Below are 18,490 nucleotides of genomic sequence, written 5' to 3'. Positions count from 1 at the left end.
AAAAGGGTTTTTTCCGGTTGCAGGCCCATGCGGCAGCCCTTCCGCAAACACCTAGAAATGAAAGCCGAAGGCCCCGGTTACGCTAAAGGCACGCGCATCGGGGAGGCCCAGGTAGTTGCCCCGGAAATTAAAATCGATGCGGAAAATTTTAAAGATGTTGCCCACCCCGAAGGAGTATTCCCAGTAAATGCGCTCGTCCGGTGCGCGCAGGGGAATGTTGGCCGGGCTGCTCAGCAGGCGGTTGGCCTCCGACAACTCCCCCCAGACCCCGCGCAGGCCCACTATCTCCCTGAGGTTGAGCTCCCGCAGCAGCGGAATCCTGGAAAAAAGCCTTCCGTTGAAATTGTGTTCCAGGTGTGCCGCCACATAGGTGTCGGTCACGAATTCATAGAAATCCAGGTTCGGGAAGGCCGTATAGATGGAAAAGAAGGTCTGGTTGCCGGGCACCACGCTGAGCAGGCCCAGGGGCACCTCCCCGAAGGTTTTCCCGGCCTCCAGGGTCGTGCGCAGGCGGCCGAAGCCGCCCAATTGCCAGGGCTGTGTATAGGAAAACTGCCATTTGGCATAATCGAAGTCGCTCTCCAGGAACCCTTCCAGGCCCCGGGTGTATTGTAAAAACAAGGTGCTGTAGTTGTCATTGACGTCCCGGCGCTCCACCCCGTAGCCCAGGGTACGCCGCCCCGGCGTATAGATCAGAGTCGTAATCAGGTCGAACTGCCTGATCTGGGAGGCGATGCCGCCCGGGGCCTCCGGATCCAGGTAATCCAGGCTAAAGGCTTCCGGCAAGGCCGATTTCAGGGTGCGGAACGAGCCCCCAAAGCGCAGCCGGAGGTTGCGCAGGGGTTCCATTTCCAGGGCCGCTGTTGTAAGGTTGATGTTGGTCAGGCGGTCGTTGTTGCCCACGGTCAGCACGGAGCCGGAAGCGATGCTGCGGCCCAGCACATCCGTGGTGGCCGTCAGGTTCAGGCCCATCTGTTCCACATCCCTGCGGTTACCCCCGGAGAGGATCAGCCGCCGCTTTCTGTCCAGCAGCCATTTACCCGAAATGCCGTATTTGAATTTCTGGTCCGAGAACCCGTAGGCCATATACCCCTCCAGGCGCCAGGGGTCATTCTGCCCGAAAAACGTCCGCGCCCCCCCTCGGAACCGCCAGCCTTCAGCATCGTTAAACCCTACTACACTGTAAATATCACCCAGGTCGATGTCCCATTTGTCTATTTCCACATACCCGGAACCCAGGATACTTACCAAATTGTAATAGGACCGGAATTTCGGGACGGTCCGCAGGGTATCCAGAAGGGCGTAAATCCCCTTCTCGTCCTTGTTGAGGGATTCCAGGCGGTTGGTGGCCCAGAATTCGTCCGGGCGCTCATACACGCCGGGGTCGAAGGGGTCTGCCTCCCCGCTGTAGAATTCCCGTGGTTTGGGCTGGTCAAACCGGTAGTTGTCGTATACCGTGGTCCTCTTGCCATAGACCCCCCGGGAGGATTCCTTCTTGTTGAAGGAGAAGTCGCTCAGCATGTAATCCCGTTTGAGCAGGAAAACCGAATCCGACAGCACGTCAAATTCCTGCTCGATGTAGATTTCCTTTACCCAATTGATGTTGGCACTGCGGGTAACTTCCAGGTTTATTTTCTTGATGGCGTAGGTAGTATCGTTAACCCAGAAATCCCCCTTAAAGGTGAGTTCGTTCTTGCGGCGCGGGTAGTAGATGATGTTGTAGCACCACTTATTGTCAATAAAGGCGCTGTCTGCCAGAACATAGTTATAGGTGTCCACCCCGGTGCGCGAAAGCGGGCTGGTAAAACTCTTGTCGAAAAACTTCAGGTAGTTGTCGTAGATATCGTATTGGGAGTAGAGGTCCTGCACAAAGGCTATTATCGCCTGGTTGTTGTTGAACCCGGAATTCTTGTTCCCCAGGATATCCCTTTTTTCCAGCCCCATGCGATTGTCTCCATGCACGCGGGTAAACTTCTCGTTCAGGAAAATAGGCAGGTAAGTCTTCCCTGTAATCCGGGAAGTGTCTAAATCGTCAAAGACAAACTCCAGACCGCGGAACACCCGGCTCTGCATCAGGGCGCTGTCTATGGTATTGAGATCGAACTCTATTTTCTCGTACTCGTCGTAGGTATACTGGTCGAATTTCCGAAGTCCGTTGGCCCGCTTCTTAGCCCAGATTTTACGGAGGATTTCCACCGCGGGGTTGTTCTTTTTGGACTGGCGCCCCACATAGACCACCACCTCGTCCAACTGGGTGCCCTCCTCCAGGACAATCCGCATCTCCATATTGACGCGGCCCGGCAAGGCGATTTCGCGTGTGGCATACCCCACAAAGGAGACTACCAGGGTATCGTACACCCCATCGGACTCCAGGTAAAATCTCCCGTTGTCATTGGTGATGGTCCCGTCCGAGGACCCGGCCAGCACCACGTTGGCAAAGGCCACCGGTACATCGTCCTGGTCCACTACGATTCCGCCTACCTTGGTCTGGGCCTGGGCTGACAGCAGCCCCATAACCATACCGGCAAACCACAACCATTTGCGTATGGGCATTGTATCTTGTTTTTCGCCCTTGAGGTATAGTCCTTAAGGCGCTTTAAAACCATTATTCTTTTCCGGGGGTAAAATTGTGTCGGATAGGCAGGAGTAAAAAAGGTTCGCCGGCTTTAGGGCCGGCGATACTAAATTACGGTTAGATTTCCGATGCCCTAAGCATATAACACTTTCTTAACAGCTTTGATGACATCCTCGCTGTTGGGCAGCCACTCCTCCAGCAATACGGGGGAATAGGGAGCAGGGGTGTCTGCCGTATTGATTTTTACCACCGGGGCATCCAGGTAATCGAACGCCTTGTCCTGCACCTGGTAGGTAATTTCCGTGGCCACATTGCCAAAAGGCCAGGCTTCTTCCACCACAACCAGGCGGTTAGTCTTCTTTACCGAAGTCAGGATACTGTCAATATCCATGGGGCGCACGGTACGCAGGTCAATGACCTCGCAGGAGATCCCCTCTTCCTCCAGTTTCTCCGCTGCTGTATATACTTCCTTAATGATCTTTCCGAAGGAAACAATGGTGACGTCGGTCCCTTCCCTTTTGATCTCGGCTACTCCCAGGGGGATGGTATATTCCCCTTCCGGCACTTCGCCCTTATCGCCGTACATCTGCTCGGATTCCATGAAAATGACCGGGTCATCGTCCCGGATAGCAGATTTCAAGAGTCCCTTGGCGTCGTAGGGGTTGGAAGGCACTACCACTTTCAGGCCCGGACAATTGGCGAACCAGCTCTCAAAAGCCTGTGAGTGGGTAGCGGCCAGCTGGCCGGCTGAGGCAGTGGGCCCGCGGAACACGATGGGAATGTTGAACTGCCCCCCGGACATCTGCCGCATCTTTGCCGCATTGTTGATGATCTGGTCGATTCCCACCAGGGAGAAGTTAAAGGTCATAAATTCGATAATCGGACGGTTTCCGTTCATGGCAGAACCCACGCCAACCCCGGCAAACCCCAACTCGGAGATGGGGGTATCCAGCACCCGGCGGGGCCCGAACTCGTCCAGCATCCCCTTGGAAGCCTTGTAGGCACCGTTGTATTCGGCTACCTCCTCGCCCATCAGGTAAATAGAGTCGTCCCGGCGCATCTCTTCCGACATGGCTTCGGCAATGGCTTCTCTGAATTGAATCGTCCTCATATGCGTCTTGCTTTTTCACCCCGGGCCTGTAGTGCCCGAGCGGGCACAAAAATAGAAATTATCGGGCAACTCCCCTTTGGGATGGGCCAAAAAATGGGAAAATTTTTATTATGCATGCATAGTAATTTTCAAATATTATAGCTATCTTAGCGACCCGTTTACGGACTAAAAAACCGAGATATGAAGATACTTGTCTGTATCAGCAACGTCCCTGATACCACCTCTAAAATTAACTTTACCGCCGACCAGTCGGCCTTCGATACCACAGGGGTCCAGTTTGTGATCAACCCCAACGACGAATTTGGCCTTACCCGGGCCATGTGGATGAAGGAAAAACAGGGCGCCACCGTGCACGTAGCCACCGTGGGTGGTCCCGGGGTGGAACCCACCATGCGTAAAGCCCTGGCCATTGGCGCAGACGAAGCCATCCGCATCGATGCCGAGCCTACAGACGGGTTATTTGTGGCCCGCCAGCTGGCTGAAGTAGTCAAAAACGGCAGCTACGAACTGGTCATCGCCGGTCGGGAATCTATCGACTACAACGGCGGGATGGTCCCCGGGATGCTGGCGGCCATGCTCGATATGAATTTTGTGAATACCTGCATTGGCCTCGAAATAGAGGGCACTTCGGCCAAGGCGGTGCGCGAGATCGACGGGGGGAAGGAAACCATCGAGACCTCCCTGCCCCTGGTAATCGGAGGGCAAAAAGGCCTGGTGGAGGAAAGCGACCTTCGCATCCCCAATATGCGGGGCATTATGATGGCCCGCCAGAAAAAACTCAACGTGGTACCCCCTGTGGACATGGGTGCCGGCACCAAAGACGTGTCTTTCGAGAAACCGCCGGCCAAAGGCCCGGTAAAGCTGGTAGACCCTTCCCAGGTTGGCCAACTCGTGGAACTTCTCCACAAAGAAGCCAAGGTCCTCTAACCGCGGCATTCGCATAACCCTTTAACACGAGATATCATGTCAGTACTTATATATACCGAATCCGAAAACGGCGCCTTCAGGAAAAATGCGTGGGAGGTTGCCAGTTACGGGGCCCAGTTGGCCAAGGCCATGGGCACCGAAGCCGTTGCCCTTGCTATTAATGTAACGGACCCTTCTGCCCTGGCCAGCTACGGGGTAGCCCGCGTCCTGCAGGTAAACGATCCGCGCATGGACACCTTCAATGCCCGTGCTGCGGCGACCTACCTGGAAAAAGCGGTAGCCGAGACCGGTGCGCGCGTAGTGGTTGTAGGTTCCAGCGCCGATGCCAAATTTGCGGCACCCATCCTGGCCGGGAACCTCAAGGCCGGGTATGCCCCCAATGTAGTGGCCCTGCCTGAAAGCACCTCCCCCCTGGTGGTGCGGCGTACCGTATTCAGCAACAAGGGCTTTGCCCATACCGAACTCAGTGGGAACACCGCTATTATAGGGGTATCCAGCAATGCTTTTGGCACTGTGGAGGCCCAGGGCGATGCCCGGGCGGAAGCCTTTGCCCCAGAGGTTTCCGATGCCGCCTTCGGGACCCGGAGCGTATCGGTAGACAAGGCCACCGACAAAATCGCCATCGCCGATGCCGACATCGTTGTCTCCGGCGGGCGCGGCCTGAAAGGGCCTGAAAACTGGAACCTGATCGAAGAACTCGCTGGTGTCCTGGGCGCAGCCACTGCCTGCTCCAAACCCGTATCCGACATGGGCTGGAGGCCCCACAGCGAGCACGTTGGGCAGACCGGAAAACCGGTGGCCAGCAACCTGTACATCGCCATCGGGATATCCGGTGCTATCCAGCACCTGGCCGGGGTGAATGCCTCCAAGGTCAAGGTGGTGATCAACAACGATCCGGAAGCGCCCTTCTTCAAAGCAGCCGATTACGGTATTGTGGGCGACGCCTTCGAAGTAGTACCGGAACTCATCGAAAAATTAAAGGAATTTAAGGCCCAGAACGCCTAATTTTTGTTAATTTGTCCTTTTAAGGGGCTGTTAAATAACAGGACCTACCTGCTATTTAGCTTCCCCTTTTTTTTCGTTTCTGCTTATGAGCCTTGTACGGTTAAAGATAAAAGGGATTTCCTATAGCCAGACCCAGAATGGGGCCTATGCCCTAATCCTGAATGAAGTGGAAGGAGACCGCAAGCTGCCCATAGTCATAGGGGCCTTCGAAGCGCAGTCCATCGCCATTGCCCTGGAAAAGGAAATCAAACCCCCACGCCCCCTCACCCACGATCTTTTCAAGAATTTCGCGGACCGTTTCGACATCGTGATCAAACAGGTCATTATCCATAAACTGGTGGACGGGGTTTTTTACTCGAGCATCATCTGCGAGCGGGACAAAATCGAGGAAATCATCGATGCGCGTACCAGCGATGCCATAGCTCTGGCCCTGCGGTTCGACGCCCCCATCTTTACCTATAAGACCATCCTGGACAAGGCCGGGATCTTCCTGAAGTTCTCCTCCAAGGACAAGGATAAGGAGGAAGGGGACGACAGTATTATGGTCGATGAAATCCTGCAGGAAAACGAACCTGTTGAAATCGACTCGGCAGGGGCGGCCCCGTACAAGGAAATGACCATGGAGGAACTCCACAAAGAGCTGGAAAAGGCCGTGGCCAGCGAAGACTACGAAAAGGCAGCCCACCTCAGGGATGAAATTTCCAAACGCAACAAAAATTAAACCGGCCCCTAACCGGGTAGGGAGGCACGGCCATAAGGCCATGCTGATCGTGCTGCTGGTGCTGCTCCCCGCCGGGCTGGCCGCCCAGCATGAAGGCATTGTGCCCAACCAGGGCTTCAGCCTGCAATCCCTGCTTCGCGGCGCCCTGGGTATGGCCGTGATCCTGCTTATGGCATGGGCATTCAGCGCCAGGCGGAGGCATATCAACTGGAAGACCGTGGGCGTGGGCCTAGGGCTCCAGCTGCTTTTGGCCATAGGCATCCTCAAGGTGCCGGCAGTCCAGTGGTTTTTCAATGTCCTGGGGGCATTTTTCAACGGCATCCTGGAATTCACCGCCGCGGGGAGTACCTTCCTTTTCGGGAACCTCATGGACCTGGACAACGCCAACATCGGCTACGTCTTTGCCTTCCAGATCCTGCCCACCATCATCTTCTTTTCCGCCCTGACCTCGGTCCTTTATTACCTGGGCATTATCCAGAAAATCGTCAAAGGGCTGGCCTGGCTGCTAACGCGTTTCCTGGGGATTTCAGGGCCTGAAAGCCTCAGCGTGGCGGGGAATATCTTCCTGGGGCAGACCGAAGCCCCCCTGCTGATCAAAGCCTACCTCGAAAAAATGAACCGCTCGGAAATCCTGCTGGTCATGATTGGCGGGATGGCAACGGTGGCCGGGGGCGTTCTGGCAGCCTACATCGGATTCCTCGGGGGCAACGACCCTGAGATGCGACTGGAATTCGCACGGCACCTTATCGCCGCCTCCGTAATGGCTGCGCCCGGGGCCATCGTCGTCTCGAAAATGCTGCAACCCCAAACCGAACCGGTAGACACCACTATACGGGTCAGCACGGAAAAAATAGGTACCAATTTACTGGATGCCATTGCCAATGGCACCACCGAGGGCCTGAAGCTGGCTGTAAATGTCGGTGCGATGCTCCTGGTTTTTGTGGCCTTTATCGCCATGATCAACGGGGTCCTGGACTGGGTAGGCGGCCTCACCTCCGTAAACGGCTGGATCGCGGCCAACTCCCCATACGACGGCCTGTCCCTGGAAGCCCTGCTGGGCGCCGTATTTGCGCCCGTCATGTGGCTGATCGGGGTAGACTCGGCAGATATCATGCTCATGGGGCAACTGCTGGGAATTAAACTGGCTGCCAGTGAGTTTGTGGGTTACATCCAATTGGCCGAGCTGAAAGACATCGCTTCCGGCGCCCACCTGGGGTACCAGAAATCCATCATCATGGCCACCTATATGCTCTGCGGATTTGCCAATTTTGCCTCCATCGGGATTCAGATCGGCGGGATTGGTTCCCTGGCCCCCGGCCAACGCAAGACCCTATCGGAATTCGGGATGAAGGCCGTCCTGGGCGGTACCCTGGCCTCCCTGCTCTCCGCCACCATGGCCGGAATGATCCTGGGTTGATAAGTTTTGAAAAGTCCGTGTTGCGGGCAGTTGCCCTGCATTTATCCCATTCCCTATTTTTGAGCAATGCCGGGAGGCTGCCTCCCGGGCGTCATTTCCAATACTGACCCGATGAAACAATACCACGACTTGTTGCACCACGTCCTCGAACACGGGGAATCCAAAACCGACCGGACCGGAACCGGAACCCTGAGTGTTTTCGGGTACCAGATGCGGTTTAACCTGCAGGAAGGCTTCCCTATGGTGACCACCAAGAAACTCCACCTGAAATCGATTATCCATGAATTGCTCTGGTTCCTGAGCGGGGATACCAACATTGGGTACCTGCAGGAAAACGGGGTGCGTATCTGGAACGAATGGGCAGACGAAAACGGCAACCTGGGCCCGGTTTATGGCCACCAATGGCGTAACTGGAATAGCGAGGGGATCGACCAGATCCGCCAGGTAGTGGAGACCATCCGCCAGAACCCGGACAGCCGAAGGATGCTGGTGGCCGCCTGGAATCCTTCCGTTTTGCCGGATACCTCCCGGAGTTTTGCCCAGAATGTAGCCGATGGAAAGGCTGCCCTCCCCCCCTGCCATGCCTTCTTCCAGTTTTACGTCTCCAATGGCAGGCTCTCCTGCCAGCTCTACCAGCGGTCGGCCGATATTTTCCTGGGCGTGCCCTTCAATATTGCTTCCTATGCCCTGCTCACCCTGATGATGGCCCAAGTCTGCGACCTGGAGCCCGGAGACTTTATCCACACCTTCGGGGATGCGCATATCTACAGCAACCACATGGAACAGATCCGGCTCCAGCTCAGCCGGGAGCCCCGCCCGCTGCCCAGTATGAAACTCAACCCGGAGGTCCGGGACATTTTCAGTTTCAAATTCGAAGACTTTACCCTGGAGAATTACGACCCGCACCCGCATATTAAAGGAGCGGTTGCCGTCTAGGCCACACCAAGCATCCAAAGACCATGCTGCGAACCCTGACCCTCCTATGTTGCCTCTTTCTTGTTTTTTGTAATGGATGGGGGCAGGCTCCAGAAAGGCTTGCGCTGAATGCCTACGCGTTCACCATCCCGGTCGCCTTCCGGCTTTCCAAGTGACCCCAAAAGAAAAGGCCGGCTAATGCCGGCCCCTTCCTGCTTTGCAATGGGATAGTCGTCCCTTACAGCTCGAGTACCGCGTTTTCGGCACCGGCGTAATCGTTCCACTGGTAACGGTCTGCAGCCTCATCATTAATGTAGGTGCTGCCGTCTACCAGGTAGCGGAATTCAAAGGTCTGCTCCTGGGGGAGGTCGAAAGTACCTTTAAAGGTTCCGTTCTTGAGTTTCTTGAGCATGCTGCCCTTGGGGTTCCAGTTATTGAAATCGCCAACAACGGCAACTTTGCTCGCTTCTTCTGCCGGCACAGTAAACGTTACTTTGCATACCGGCTTGGATTTCAGGTATTGTTTTTTGATTGCCATGATCAGGTGTTTTTAAGTGATTAATGTACGTCCCGATTTTCACCGCAAAACAACATCAAAATGGCCTAAAAGACAATTTGTTATCCCAGATTTATGGATTTCGTAAAATTCCCTTTACAAAGCGTTCACCTTTGTATTTTACGCTTGTGCGGATTACGGGTTATTCAACGATTGCCCTTCTGGTCCAGAACCTCGAGTACAGTCTGCAGGTCGGCATCCGTATTGTAGCAGTGAAAACTCAGGCGGATGCCCCCGCCCCGCTGCGAACAGACCACCCCTTGCTCGCCAAGGGCATCGAACCAGCCCTCCCGGTTGGGGATGCTGAAAATCCCGCTGTGTACCGGCCTGCCGGCTATACCGGGAGCAAGCAACCCGCGCGAATCCAGGGCATTGAGGACCTTCCCCCAGAGCTCGCGGTTGTAGGCCTCCACCCGATCCAGGCCCACTTCCTGCAGCAGGCCCAGGCCAAACCACAGGCTCCCGAAACTCAGGGTATCCAGGTGGCCCGGTTCCAGCCGCTGGGCCAGGGAGACGCTTTCCCTACGCCTTGGGTCATGAAACACCGACTGGAACCCAATGGTCCTAACGTGAAAGCGGGTTGTAGCCTCCTCGGAAAGCAGGAGAAAACCATTGCCGTTGCCCCCCAGCATCCACTTATACCCACTGGCCCCCAGGACATCGATTACGGAAGCGTCAAAATCCAGGTCAAAGGCCCCGAGATACTGGGTGGCGTCTGCTACTATGAGCAGTCCCGGGAATTCCTCCTTAAGGGTAGCGAGGAACTCCGGGCTAATCAGTAACCCATTGATCCACTGCACCAGGCTTATGGCCAGCACTTCAGCCGGCTCGGCCCTGAGGCTCTCCAGGATGCGTTCTTCCACCCGGGTATCGGCAGGCAGATGACGGCACTGAAATGGCCGGTCCTCAAACGGCCAGTTTAGGGAAGGATAATCCCCTTCCAGGAGCACAACCCTGGACTGTTTCGGAAGCCCATCCAGCAACATATTTAACCCCAGGGAAAAATTGGGCACCAGGGCAATGCGGTCCTGGCTGCATCCAAAGCACACCCCGATGCGCTCACGGACCTGGTCCAGCAGGCTCAGGGAGTCTATTTTGAAATCGCTGCCGCCCACCAGGAAATCCAGCTCCTGTTCGCCCCGCCAGGCGTGCAGGTCTTCGTGCATGGGGCCCCAGGCCGCCGTATTGAGGTAGGTATATTGGGAGAGGACGGGGAATCCTTTTCGGAACTTGAGCAAATCGGTCATCGGAGCAGGGTGGAATTCTTGTATCTTTAGCGCTAAATATAAGCCATTCCAGACGCATCCGCCCTATAGGTGCGTCTCATTGGCCCCTAAACACTTCCACCCTTTGGACCCCAAAAAAGAACGGGAAGTTATTCTGATCGCCGCCGCCGGACAGGAAAATGAGCTCGGTAAGGAAGGCGACCTGCCCTGGCACCTCCCGGACGATTTTAAACGCTTTAAATTCCTAACCACCGGCCACCCCATGATCATGGGGCGGAAAACCTTCGAGACCTTTCCCAAACCCCTTCCCGGAAGGGAGCACCTTATTATAACCCGAAGGAAGTCCTATGCCGCAGAACATCCGCTTTGCCGCGTGGTGCACTCCCTGGAAGAAGCCCTGGAGGCCACAAGGGAGCACGGCCGGGTTTTTGTCATAGGCGGGGGTGAAATTTATGCCCAGGCCCTGCCGCTGGCTACCAGTGTAGAGCTCACCCGCGTGCATGGGACTTTCGAGGCAGATACCCATTTCCCGGAACTGGACCCGGCCATCTGGGAACTTCGAACTGCGGTTTACCACCCCAGGGACGAGCGGCATTCCTATGCCTTTACCTACCAGACTTTCTGCAGGCGCCCCTAGAAATCCAGGCGACGGGCCTGGGACGTACTTCCCAGGCGACTGAGCAGGGCCTGCATGACGCTGGGGTCCGCATTGGAATAAAACAAATGGCTGCCAGCAGTAGTCTTTGGTGACAGGAGGTTTTCCCGCTCCAGAACGGCACGGGTCTGACGGGCCACGGGCTCCCCGCAGTCTACCACCCGTACGTTTGACGGAAGGACCTCAGCCAGGATAGGCTTCAGGAAGGGATAATGCGTACAACCCAACACCAGGTGGTCTACCCCGGCATCCAGCATGGGTTGCACCAATTCCCGCAGGGTGTCCTGCAGGTCTTCGGCCCCGAGCTTACCGGATTCAATAGCCTGTACCAGGCCTTTACCCTCCTGTTCCACAAGGCGGATCCCGCGGGCATGGCTGCGGGAGGTAGTGGCAAAAAGGGCGCTGGAAAGCGTCCCACGGGTGGCCAATACCCCAATGGTGCCGCTGTCGGATTGCAGGGCAGCCGGCTTTATGGCAGGTTCTATCCCGATAAAAGGGACCGGGAACTGCGCCCTCAGGGTGCTAATGGCATTGGTGGTGGCGGTATTGCAGGCTACCACAATGAGTTTCGCCCCCAGGTCCAGGAGTTTCCGGGTACAGGCCAGGCTCCTTTCCACAATGGCAGCGGGTGGTTTCTCCCCATAAGGGGCATGGGCACTATCAGCCAGGTAGATGGTGTCCTCGGCGGGTAGCAAACGCCCAATATCGGCCCATACGGTAAGGCCGCCTACCCCGGAATCGAATATCCCAATTGGTGCTTCTTGCATGGATTGCCCCGTTTTGGTGGAAACAAAAAACCGCCCTGGTAGGGCGGCTTTAGCTGAAAGGACGCTTTTAGAATCCCATTTCTTTTTTCACATCGGGCAACAGATCCTTGCCTGTGGCCACAATAACACCAGACCCTGGGCTGGCATCCAGGACATAATCGAAGCCCTGGGCCGCTGCCACCTTCTGGATGGCTGCCTGCGCCTTTTGGGAAATGGGCTCGAAGAGTTCTTGCTGTTTCTTTGCCAGCTCCTGTTGTGCAGCTTGCTGGGCCTCACCGATGTTGCGCTCGTACCCCTGCAACTCCAGGGCGCGCTTCTGGTTTTCCTCCTGGGAAAGGGAGCTCGCCTCGTTGTTGTATTGGGTAAACTTGTTTTGCAGTTCGTTCAGGGAACCCTGGATATCGGCCCGGTAGGTTTCTTCCAGTTTCTTAAGTTCCGCCTGGGCAGCTTTCATCTCCGGCATCTGCGACAAAAGCTCCTGCACATTAATGTGGGCTGTTTTGCTCTGCGCCTGCACCCCAGCGGTGAAGGCAACCAACATTACAACCGCAACAGCTACCTTAACTAATTGTTTCATGATGTCTAATTTGATATTTGAGTTTAGTATTTATGGATTCGGGTTTCTCAGTTGTTTACAACTGTATCTTTTTCTTGTTCCACGGCCTTTTGCCGTTCATCTTCTTTTTCTTTACGGCGGGCTTCCCGCTCCTCCAGGAGCTTCTGCCGCCTTGCCTCGTAGGCCTTTTTCCGTTCTTCTCTCAGGCGTAGTTGCTCGTTGCGGCGCTCTTCTGCAGCCTGGTTCCGTGCCTCCTCGGCCTGCTGGGCCCGATCCTGCCGCTCTTGGAGGGCTTCGGACACCGGAGCCTCGGTTTCTCCCTCGAAGGCTTCCAGCCTATCCTCGCGGGTTTTGGCCGGTGCACTCACCCTGCGGGTCCGCGAGATACTCCTGAGGACCAAGTCGCTGATATCGTGCCGATTTTCGGAGTACAACATTACAACATCCGCCGATTTATCGAAAATAAAATCATACTTTTTATTGGCTCCAATTTTCTGTACTTCGTTGAAAACCTGGTCCTGTATGGGCTGGATAAGACGCTGCTTCTGAAGCACCAGGTCTCCCCGGGGGCCGAAGCGGTCCTGCTGGTAATCCAGCAATTCCTTTTCCAGGATTTCAATTTCCTCTTCCCGTTCCGAGATGAGCTCGTCAGTGAGCAGTACGCGCTCGGCCTGCAGGTCCTTCTTTTGCTGGTCGATGGCCCGTTGCCGGTCCTCGATCTCGGATTTCCATTGCAGCACCTTGTTGTCTAATTGCGCGCTTGCCTCCCGGTACTCCTCCACATTCTCGAGGATATACTCCATATCCACATAAGCGATACGGACGCCGCGTTGTGCGTTGCTCCAACCGCATACGCCCAACACCAGGATGAAAAATGCTATTCTCCAATTCATCACAGAACGGTATTTATGGATAGAAAATATCGTGCCAAAATTATTAAATCTTTTATAATGAACGATTTAACAATTCGGACCAGGAGGAAAAACCCAATTAGAATTGCTGCCCTATCACGAAGTGTGTTTGCCAACCACTCGGACCTGTACCTGCAGAACCGGGTCTCAGGTCTTCGTCGAACCCGTAACCGAAATCGATCCCCAACAGGCCAAAAGCGGGCATGAAAATACGCAACCCTATCCCGGCCGATCTCTTTATTTCAAACGGATTAAAGTCCTGAAAATTGTTGAAGGCATTACCAGCCTCCATAAAACCAAGGGCATAGATGGAAGCCGTTGGCTTTAAGGTAAGCGGATAGCGGAGTTCCACGGAGTATTTATTGTAGACGATACCCCCTTCAGGTTGCTGGGTTATGGGGTCTACCGGGGTCAGGGAGTTGTTCTCGTACCCACGGAGCTGAATCACCTCCCGACCGTCCAGGGTAAAGTTCCGGCCCAGGCCGTCTCCCCCGAGGAAAAAGCGCTCGAAAGGAACGTATCCCACATCCTGGTTATAGGCCCCCAGGAACCCGAATTCCACATTGGTCCGAAGTACCAGCTTGCCCACAATGCGGTTGTACCAGTCTGCCCCGAACTTGATCTTATAGTATTCCAGCCAGCGGAAACGCTCCTGGTCCAGTTCTTCGAGGCGGCTCTGGAGCTCCGTATCGCGCGCCTCCCCGCTGAGCCCCAACTGGGCGCGTTCCACCTGTTCCGCTATGATCTCTTCTGTTTCGCCCTTCAAGGCGGCGAAATCCTTTTTGCTGAACAGGGAATACGGGGGGGTAAACTTTGCGGTGAATTCCATCCGGCTTCCGTAAAGCGGGAAGATCGGGCTGGGTCCGGAGGAGTTTCGGGAAATCCCCAGGGTATAGGCCAGGGAGTTGGACTGCCCGTTCCCGAAGTTAAACAGGCCGGTGCGGTAGTTCCGGAAATCGTACAGCTGGTAGCTCAGGGCGTGGCTCAGGACAAAGAAATCGTCCGGCCATTGCACCCGTTTGGCCAGGCCCAGGGAGATCCCGGTAATGGAAAACTGCTGGTCTTTGTCTACCTGTACCCGTCCGTTGCTGCCGAAGGAGGCCAGGAACTGCTGGGTACGCGACAGGGAAAGACTGAAACGGACCGGCTTGCGGCCACCCAGCCAGGGTTCTGAGAAGTTCAGGGAATACACCCGGAAGGTCCGGCTGGCCTGAAGCCTCAGGGCAAAGGTCTGCCCATCCCCCATGGGCACAGGCTTATACGCCTCCCCGTTGAACAGGTTTTGAATGGAAAAGTTGTTAAAGGACAGCCCCAGGGTTCCGATAAAGCCACCCCCTCCGTAACCGCCCTGCAACTCGATCTGGCTGGCGCCGGACTCCACCAAATCGAACTTCAGGTCTACCGTCCCGGCATTGGGGTCCGGGTTCTGGATTTCCGGACGGATGTTCTCGGGGTCAAAAAACCCGAGCTGCCCCAGTTCCCGGATGGTCCGGATGATATCCTCCTTGCTGTATTTCTGCCCGGGCTTGGTGCGGATGTCGCGGAAAATAACATGGTCGTTGGTCTTGTTGTTCCCGGCCACGTCTACCCGGTTCAGGAAGGTCTCCTTCCCTTCTATAATACGGATTTCAAAATCGATAGTGTCGTTCTCAGCCGAGACCTCTATAGGGTTGATCTGCGAGAAGAGGTACCCGTTGTTCTGATACAGGTTGGTGAGGTCCTCCCCATCGGGTTTGGTGTCGTCTGCAATTCGCTTGCGCAGCAGTACCCCGTTGTAGGTGTCGCCCTTGTCGATTCCCAGGATCTGGTTCAGCTGCCTGTCCGTATAAACGGTGTTCCCGACAAAATCTATGTTCCCGAAATAATACTTGTCTCCCTCTTCCACCCCGATGCGCACCTCGATATTCTTCTCGTCCAGGGGTACGATGGTGTCCATGGTTACCCGGGCATCCCGATACCCGTTCTCGGCGTATTTGTCTATGAGGAGCTTAAGATCTTCCTCGTAATCGGCTTCGATGTACTTGGACTTCTTCCAGAAACGACCCGGGCGCTTCTCCTTGGTTTTCTTCATCGCCTTGCGGAGCTTGGCATCGGCGAGTTTTTCGTTCCCGCTAAAGACGATATCCTTAACCTTTACCCGGTCGCCCCGCTTCACGTTGACTACCATGTTGAGGGCATTGGTCTCAGAGGTATCCACCGTAGTCGCGATCTGGGCCCTGGCGTTGAGGAAACCCTGCTTGCGGTATTTGTTCTCGATATAGTTCCGGCTGTTGGAAATCAGGCTTTCGGTAATCTTCTTGCCCTTCTTAAGGTCCGTATCTTCCACCAGATCCTGAATCTGCCGCTTGGGAACCCCATAAAACGTGACATTATTAAGGGAAGGGCGCTCGCGGATGGCGAGTTCCAGGAAAATACGGTCCCCTTCCACCCGGTCTATATAAAACGTAACGTCGCTGAAAAGGTCGAGGTTCCAGAGTTTCTTGATCACCTCGCTGATCTTGTCCCCGGGCACCGTAATGGGCTGGCCTTCCAGAAGGCCGGTGTAGGTTTTTACCGTCTGCTCGTTATAGCTCTGTAACCCGGTTACCTGTAACCCACCCAATATGTAGGTCTTACCGCTCTGGTAGTCGACCTCCTGGGAGAGGGTTAGTAAGGGAAGGGAAAGGAAGAGGGTAAAAACAAGGTGTTTCAGTGATATGTATGCCCGCATACCACTAGTTAAGTTGTTCGCTAATTTTTCCAAATCGTCGTTCTCGGTTCTGATAACTTTTTAAGGCCTCCAACAAGTGCTGCTCACTGAAATCCGGCCAAAAAACGTCTGTAAAGTACAATTCAGCATAGGCGATCTGCCAAAGTAAAAAATTGCTAATCCGGTACTCTCCGCTGGTTCGGATTAGCAAGTCGACATCGGGCAAATTGCGCGTGTAAAGATGATCATTAATAATGGATTCATCAATTATTTCGGGGGAAATTATGCTATTTTTAACTTTGGAAGCGATGGCTTTTACAGCCGTGGTAATCTCATCGCGGGAGCCGTAACTCAAGGCAAGGGTGAGGGTCATCCCATCGTTTTCGGAGGTCTTCCGGATGACTTCCCGGAGCTCCTTGAGGGCCTTTTCCGGCAAGGTATCCACCCGGCCGATGGCATTCAGAGAAATGTTGTTTTCGTTTAGGGTCTTGAGTTCTTTCCTGAGGGAGGTAACCAACAGCCGCATCAGGGTATCCACCTCCAGTTTGGGGCGTTTCCAGTTCTCTGTGCTGAAGGCGTAGAGGGTGAGATGGCCTATCCCGAGTTTTGCGGCCGTTTCGACAGTCTGCCGGACGGCTTCCACACCATTTTGGTGCCCGAAGACGCGGAGTTTTCCGCGCTCTTTGGCCCACCTGCCGTTCCCGTCCATAATAATGGCCAGGTGCCCGGGCAGGCGACCCTTTTTAATGTCCTCAATAGTGTTCATCGCGCGCTGCTATTCAAAAGCGTCACAGCAGGGTTTGCGTCCGAAGGTAAATGTCAGGGTGAGACCGGAAAATACGTACCAGTCGTCACTGTTCACATTGCCGAACGGGCCGTCTGAGAACTGTTCAAAGTTCGTCCCTTCCGGGTTGCTCGCGTCCAGGTTATCCGTAAAGGTGTACCTGGCCCCGACCTCAGCCCCCAGGATCAGGAACTGGTTCAGACGGTATTTGGCCCCTGCCACCATCGGGATGGCAAATGCGCCGTCCCTCTGGCTGGTTTCGATCATGGTCCCGGCATCGAAATAATTAAAATCGTACCTGAAATAGGTGACACCTGTGTACAGGTACGGGGTAAATGCCGGCCCTAGTTTGTGAAGGTTGTACTCCACAAAATTGAATTCAAGGCCCCCCGAGACTTCGAAAATACTATTTTCCATCCGAAGGCCCCGTTGTTGCCTTGCCGGAATATCTGAACGGGTGTCATCCGCGGTGAAGGTGCCGTACATCGCGTGGGCCCTCCAGGCATACCGCTTGCTGCGATTCCATTTGAAGAGGGCGCCAAAGGCCGGGCCGCTTGGGAGGATGTAATTCATCCGTCCGATGTCCCCTATGTTGTTGGCCCCGCCGCCAAAGACTCCCACCTCGTAGGTTTGCCCCTGCATATTGGAGATGATCAGCAATAAGAGGGCGGAAAAAACAATCCTCATCAATTCCGAAAGTTTGCAAATATAGCAATTTCATGCCCCTGGCGGGCAAGAAAGGCGCTCGACTTGGTTTCTTTTGATTAACAGGATTTGGGGGTATTTATTGCCCCTCCTGCGCTCAATTGCGACGATCCTCCCCCCAGAGGAGTTTATTGCGGATGGTCTTGAAGAAGCTCTCCGAGTGGTATTCCACCATCCGGATCTGGAAAGGCGCCCGTTTCACGGTGATGACCGTGCCATTGTCCACGGTCGCAATCCGGGAGTCCAGGGACAGCAGGTGCTGGGGTTCCCGCCCGGAAACCCGCAGGCGGATTTCGGTGTCGTCTGAGATCACCAGGGGCCTGGCGTTCAGGTTGTGCGGGGCTATAGGGGTAATCACCAGGGAGCGTGCAGTGGGCATGATAACCGGCCCCCCGCAACTGAGGGAATAGCCGGTAGAGCCCGTCGGGGTAGCCACAATGAGCCCGTCTGCCCAATAGGAAGTGAGGTATTCCCCGTCCAGGAAGGTTTCCACAGTAATCATGGAGGTCGTATCCTTCCGGCTTACGGTAACTTCATTTAGCGCAAAATTCAGCCGGTCGCCCCCGGGGACCTCCCCCTCCAGGTCCGCGGCCACCAGGCTGCGGTCTACCAGGTGGTAGTGCCCGTCCACGAATTCCCGCACCAGGGTCCGCACCTCCTCCTTCCGGAAGGTGGAAAGAAACCCGAGGCGACCCGTATTGACCCCCACAATGGGGATGCCCAGGTCGCGGATATAGGTAATGGCGCGCAGGATGGTCCCGTCTCCCCCGAAACTGACAAAGAGGTCGAAACCGGGGTCCAGGCCCTTGTTCAACCCAAAACAGTCATAGTCTCCTGCCATCCCCAGAAATTCGGCAAAACCTTCTTCCAGGGCTACGCGTGCCCCGGCCTTCTGCAGCTCGTCCAGGAGTTCCTCCACGGGGCCGCGCACCTCGTCGTGATACGGCAAACCGTATATGGCCACTCTCAT

The 18,490-nt window shown here is 55.2% G+C and carries 17 protein-coding genes; 6 read left to right on the top strand and 11 right to left on the bottom strand.

Going from position 1 to position 18,490, the window contains the following annotated elements; genetic code table 11:
- Positions 1-51 precede the first annotated feature (51 nt).
- Complete coding sequence (locus tag CA832_RS05710) at positions 52-2,553, bottom strand: DUF5686 family protein (RefSeq protein ID WP_088340572.1); 2,502 nt, start codon at positions 2,551-2,553, stop codon at positions 52-54.
- A gap of 155 nt (positions 2,554-2,708) precedes the next feature.
- A complete protein-coding gene (locus tag CA832_RS05705; protein ID WP_088340571.1) occupies positions 2,709-3,686 on the bottom strand; it encodes a pyruvate dehydrogenase complex E1 component subunit beta in 978 nt (325 codons plus the stop codon).
- A 180-nt stretch (positions 3,687-3,866) separates the two neighbouring features.
- On the opposite strand from CA832_RS05705, the gene CA832_RS05700 reads away from it, so the two are divergent.
- The 5 genes from CA832_RS05700 to CA832_RS05680 all read left to right on the top strand — a co-directional run bounded on the left by CA832_RS05700 (position 3,867) and on the right by CA832_RS05680 (position 8,692).
- Complete coding sequence (locus CA832_RS05700) at positions 3,867-4,613, top strand: electron transfer flavoprotein subunit beta/FixA family protein (RefSeq protein WP_088340570.1); 747 nt, start codon at positions 3,867-3,869, stop codon at positions 4,611-4,613.
- Between the two features lie 36 nt (positions 4,614-4,649).
- On the top strand, positions 4,650-5,618 hold the full coding sequence (locus CA832_RS05695) for an electron transfer flavoprotein subunit alpha/FixB family protein (RefSeq protein WP_088340569.1): 969 nt from the start codon (positions 4,650-4,652) through the stop codon (positions 5,616-5,618).
- Between the two features lie 85 nt (positions 5,619-5,703).
- A complete protein-coding gene (locus CA832_RS05690) occupies positions 5,704-6,339 on the top strand; it encodes a bifunctional nuclease family protein (RefSeq protein ID WP_088340568.1) in 636 nt (211 codons plus the stop codon).
- Positions 6,340-6,379: 40 nt separating this feature from the next.
- Complete coding sequence (locus CA832_RS05685; RefSeq protein ID WP_233131738.1) at positions 6,380-7,756, top strand: NupC/NupG family nucleoside CNT transporter; 1,377 nt, start codon at positions 6,380-6,382, stop codon at positions 7,754-7,756.
- Positions 7,757-7,867: 111 nt separating this feature from the next.
- Complete coding sequence (locus CA832_RS05680; protein ID WP_088340771.1) at positions 7,868-8,692, top strand: thymidylate synthase; 825 nt, start codon at positions 7,868-7,870, stop codon at positions 8,690-8,692.
- Between the two features lie 217 nt (positions 8,693-8,909).
- Here the strand turns inward: CA832_RS05680 and CA832_RS05675 are convergent, their stop codons facing one another.
- Together CA832_RS05675 and CA832_RS05670 are read right to left on the bottom strand one after the other, a co-directional pair.
- The gene (locus tag CA832_RS05675; RefSeq protein WP_088340566.1) at positions 8,910-9,209 is read right to left on the bottom strand and encodes an isoamylase early set domain-containing protein; all 300 of its coding nucleotides are present in this window, start codon (positions 9,207-9,209) and stop codon (positions 8,910-8,912) included.
- Between the two features lie 164 nt (positions 9,210-9,373).
- Positions 9,374-10,474: an aminotransferase class V-fold PLP-dependent enzyme gene (locus CA832_RS05670; RefSeq protein WP_088340565.1), complete on the bottom strand. Its 1,101-nt coding sequence runs from the start codon at positions 10,472-10,474 to the stop codon at positions 9,374-9,376.
- Between the two features lie 103 nt (positions 10,475-10,577).
- Between CA832_RS05670 and CA832_RS05665 the strand changes: the two genes are divergently transcribed.
- Positions 10,578-11,090: a dihydrofolate reductase gene (locus tag CA832_RS05665; protein ID WP_233131737.1), complete on the top strand. Its 513-nt coding sequence runs from the start codon at positions 10,578-10,580 to the stop codon at positions 11,088-11,090.
- On the opposite strand, the gene murI is transcribed toward CA832_RS05665, so the two are convergent.
- The 7 genes from murI to CA832_RS05630 form a co-directional block, all read right to left on the bottom strand.
- Positions 11,087-11,875, bottom strand: a complete 789-nt coding sequence (gene murI / locus CA832_RS05660) for a glutamate racemase (protein ID WP_088340564.1) — start codon at positions 11,873-11,875, stop codon at positions 11,087-11,089. The two genes, CA832_RS05665 and murI, sit on opposite strands and share 4 nt — an antisense overlap.
- 67 nt (positions 11,876-11,942) lie before the next feature.
- A complete protein-coding gene (locus CA832_RS05655; RefSeq protein ID WP_088340563.1) occupies positions 11,943-12,452 on the bottom strand; it encodes an OmpH family outer membrane protein in 510 nt (169 codons plus the stop codon).
- A gap of 47 nt (positions 12,453-12,499) precedes the next feature.
- Complete coding sequence (locus CA832_RS05650; protein WP_088340562.1) at positions 12,500-13,324, bottom strand: OmpH family outer membrane protein; 825 nt, start codon at positions 13,322-13,324, stop codon at positions 12,500-12,502.
- Positions 13,325-13,421: 97 nt separating this feature from the next.
- Positions 13,422-16,052, bottom strand: a complete 2,631-nt coding sequence (locus CA832_RS05645; protein WP_088340561.1) for a BamA/OMP85 family outer membrane protein — start codon at positions 16,050-16,052, stop codon at positions 13,422-13,424.
- 4 nt (positions 16,053-16,056) lie between these two features.
- Complete coding sequence (locus CA832_RS05640) at positions 16,057-16,797, bottom strand: isoprenyl transferase (RefSeq protein ID WP_088340560.1); 741 nt, start codon at positions 16,795-16,797, stop codon at positions 16,057-16,059.
- Positions 16,798-16,806: 9 nt separating this feature from the next.
- Complete coding sequence (gene porG, locus CA832_RS05635) at positions 16,807-17,502, bottom strand: type IX secretion system protein PorG (protein ID WP_088340559.1); 696 nt, start codon at positions 17,500-17,502, stop codon at positions 16,807-16,809.
- A gap of 115 nt (positions 17,503-17,617) precedes the next feature.
- Positions 17,618-18,490, bottom strand: a complete 873-nt coding sequence (locus tag CA832_RS05630; RefSeq protein WP_088340769.1) for an NAD kinase — start codon at positions 18,488-18,490, stop codon at positions 17,618-17,620.

The organism is Robiginitalea sediminis (assembly GCF_002198115.1).
In the GTDB taxonomy this organism is placed as follows: Bacteria; Bacteroidota; Bacteroidia; order Flavobacteriales; family Flavobacteriaceae; genus Robiginitalea; species Robiginitalea sediminis.
This window is presented reverse-complemented; position numbering and strand designations above follow the sequence as displayed.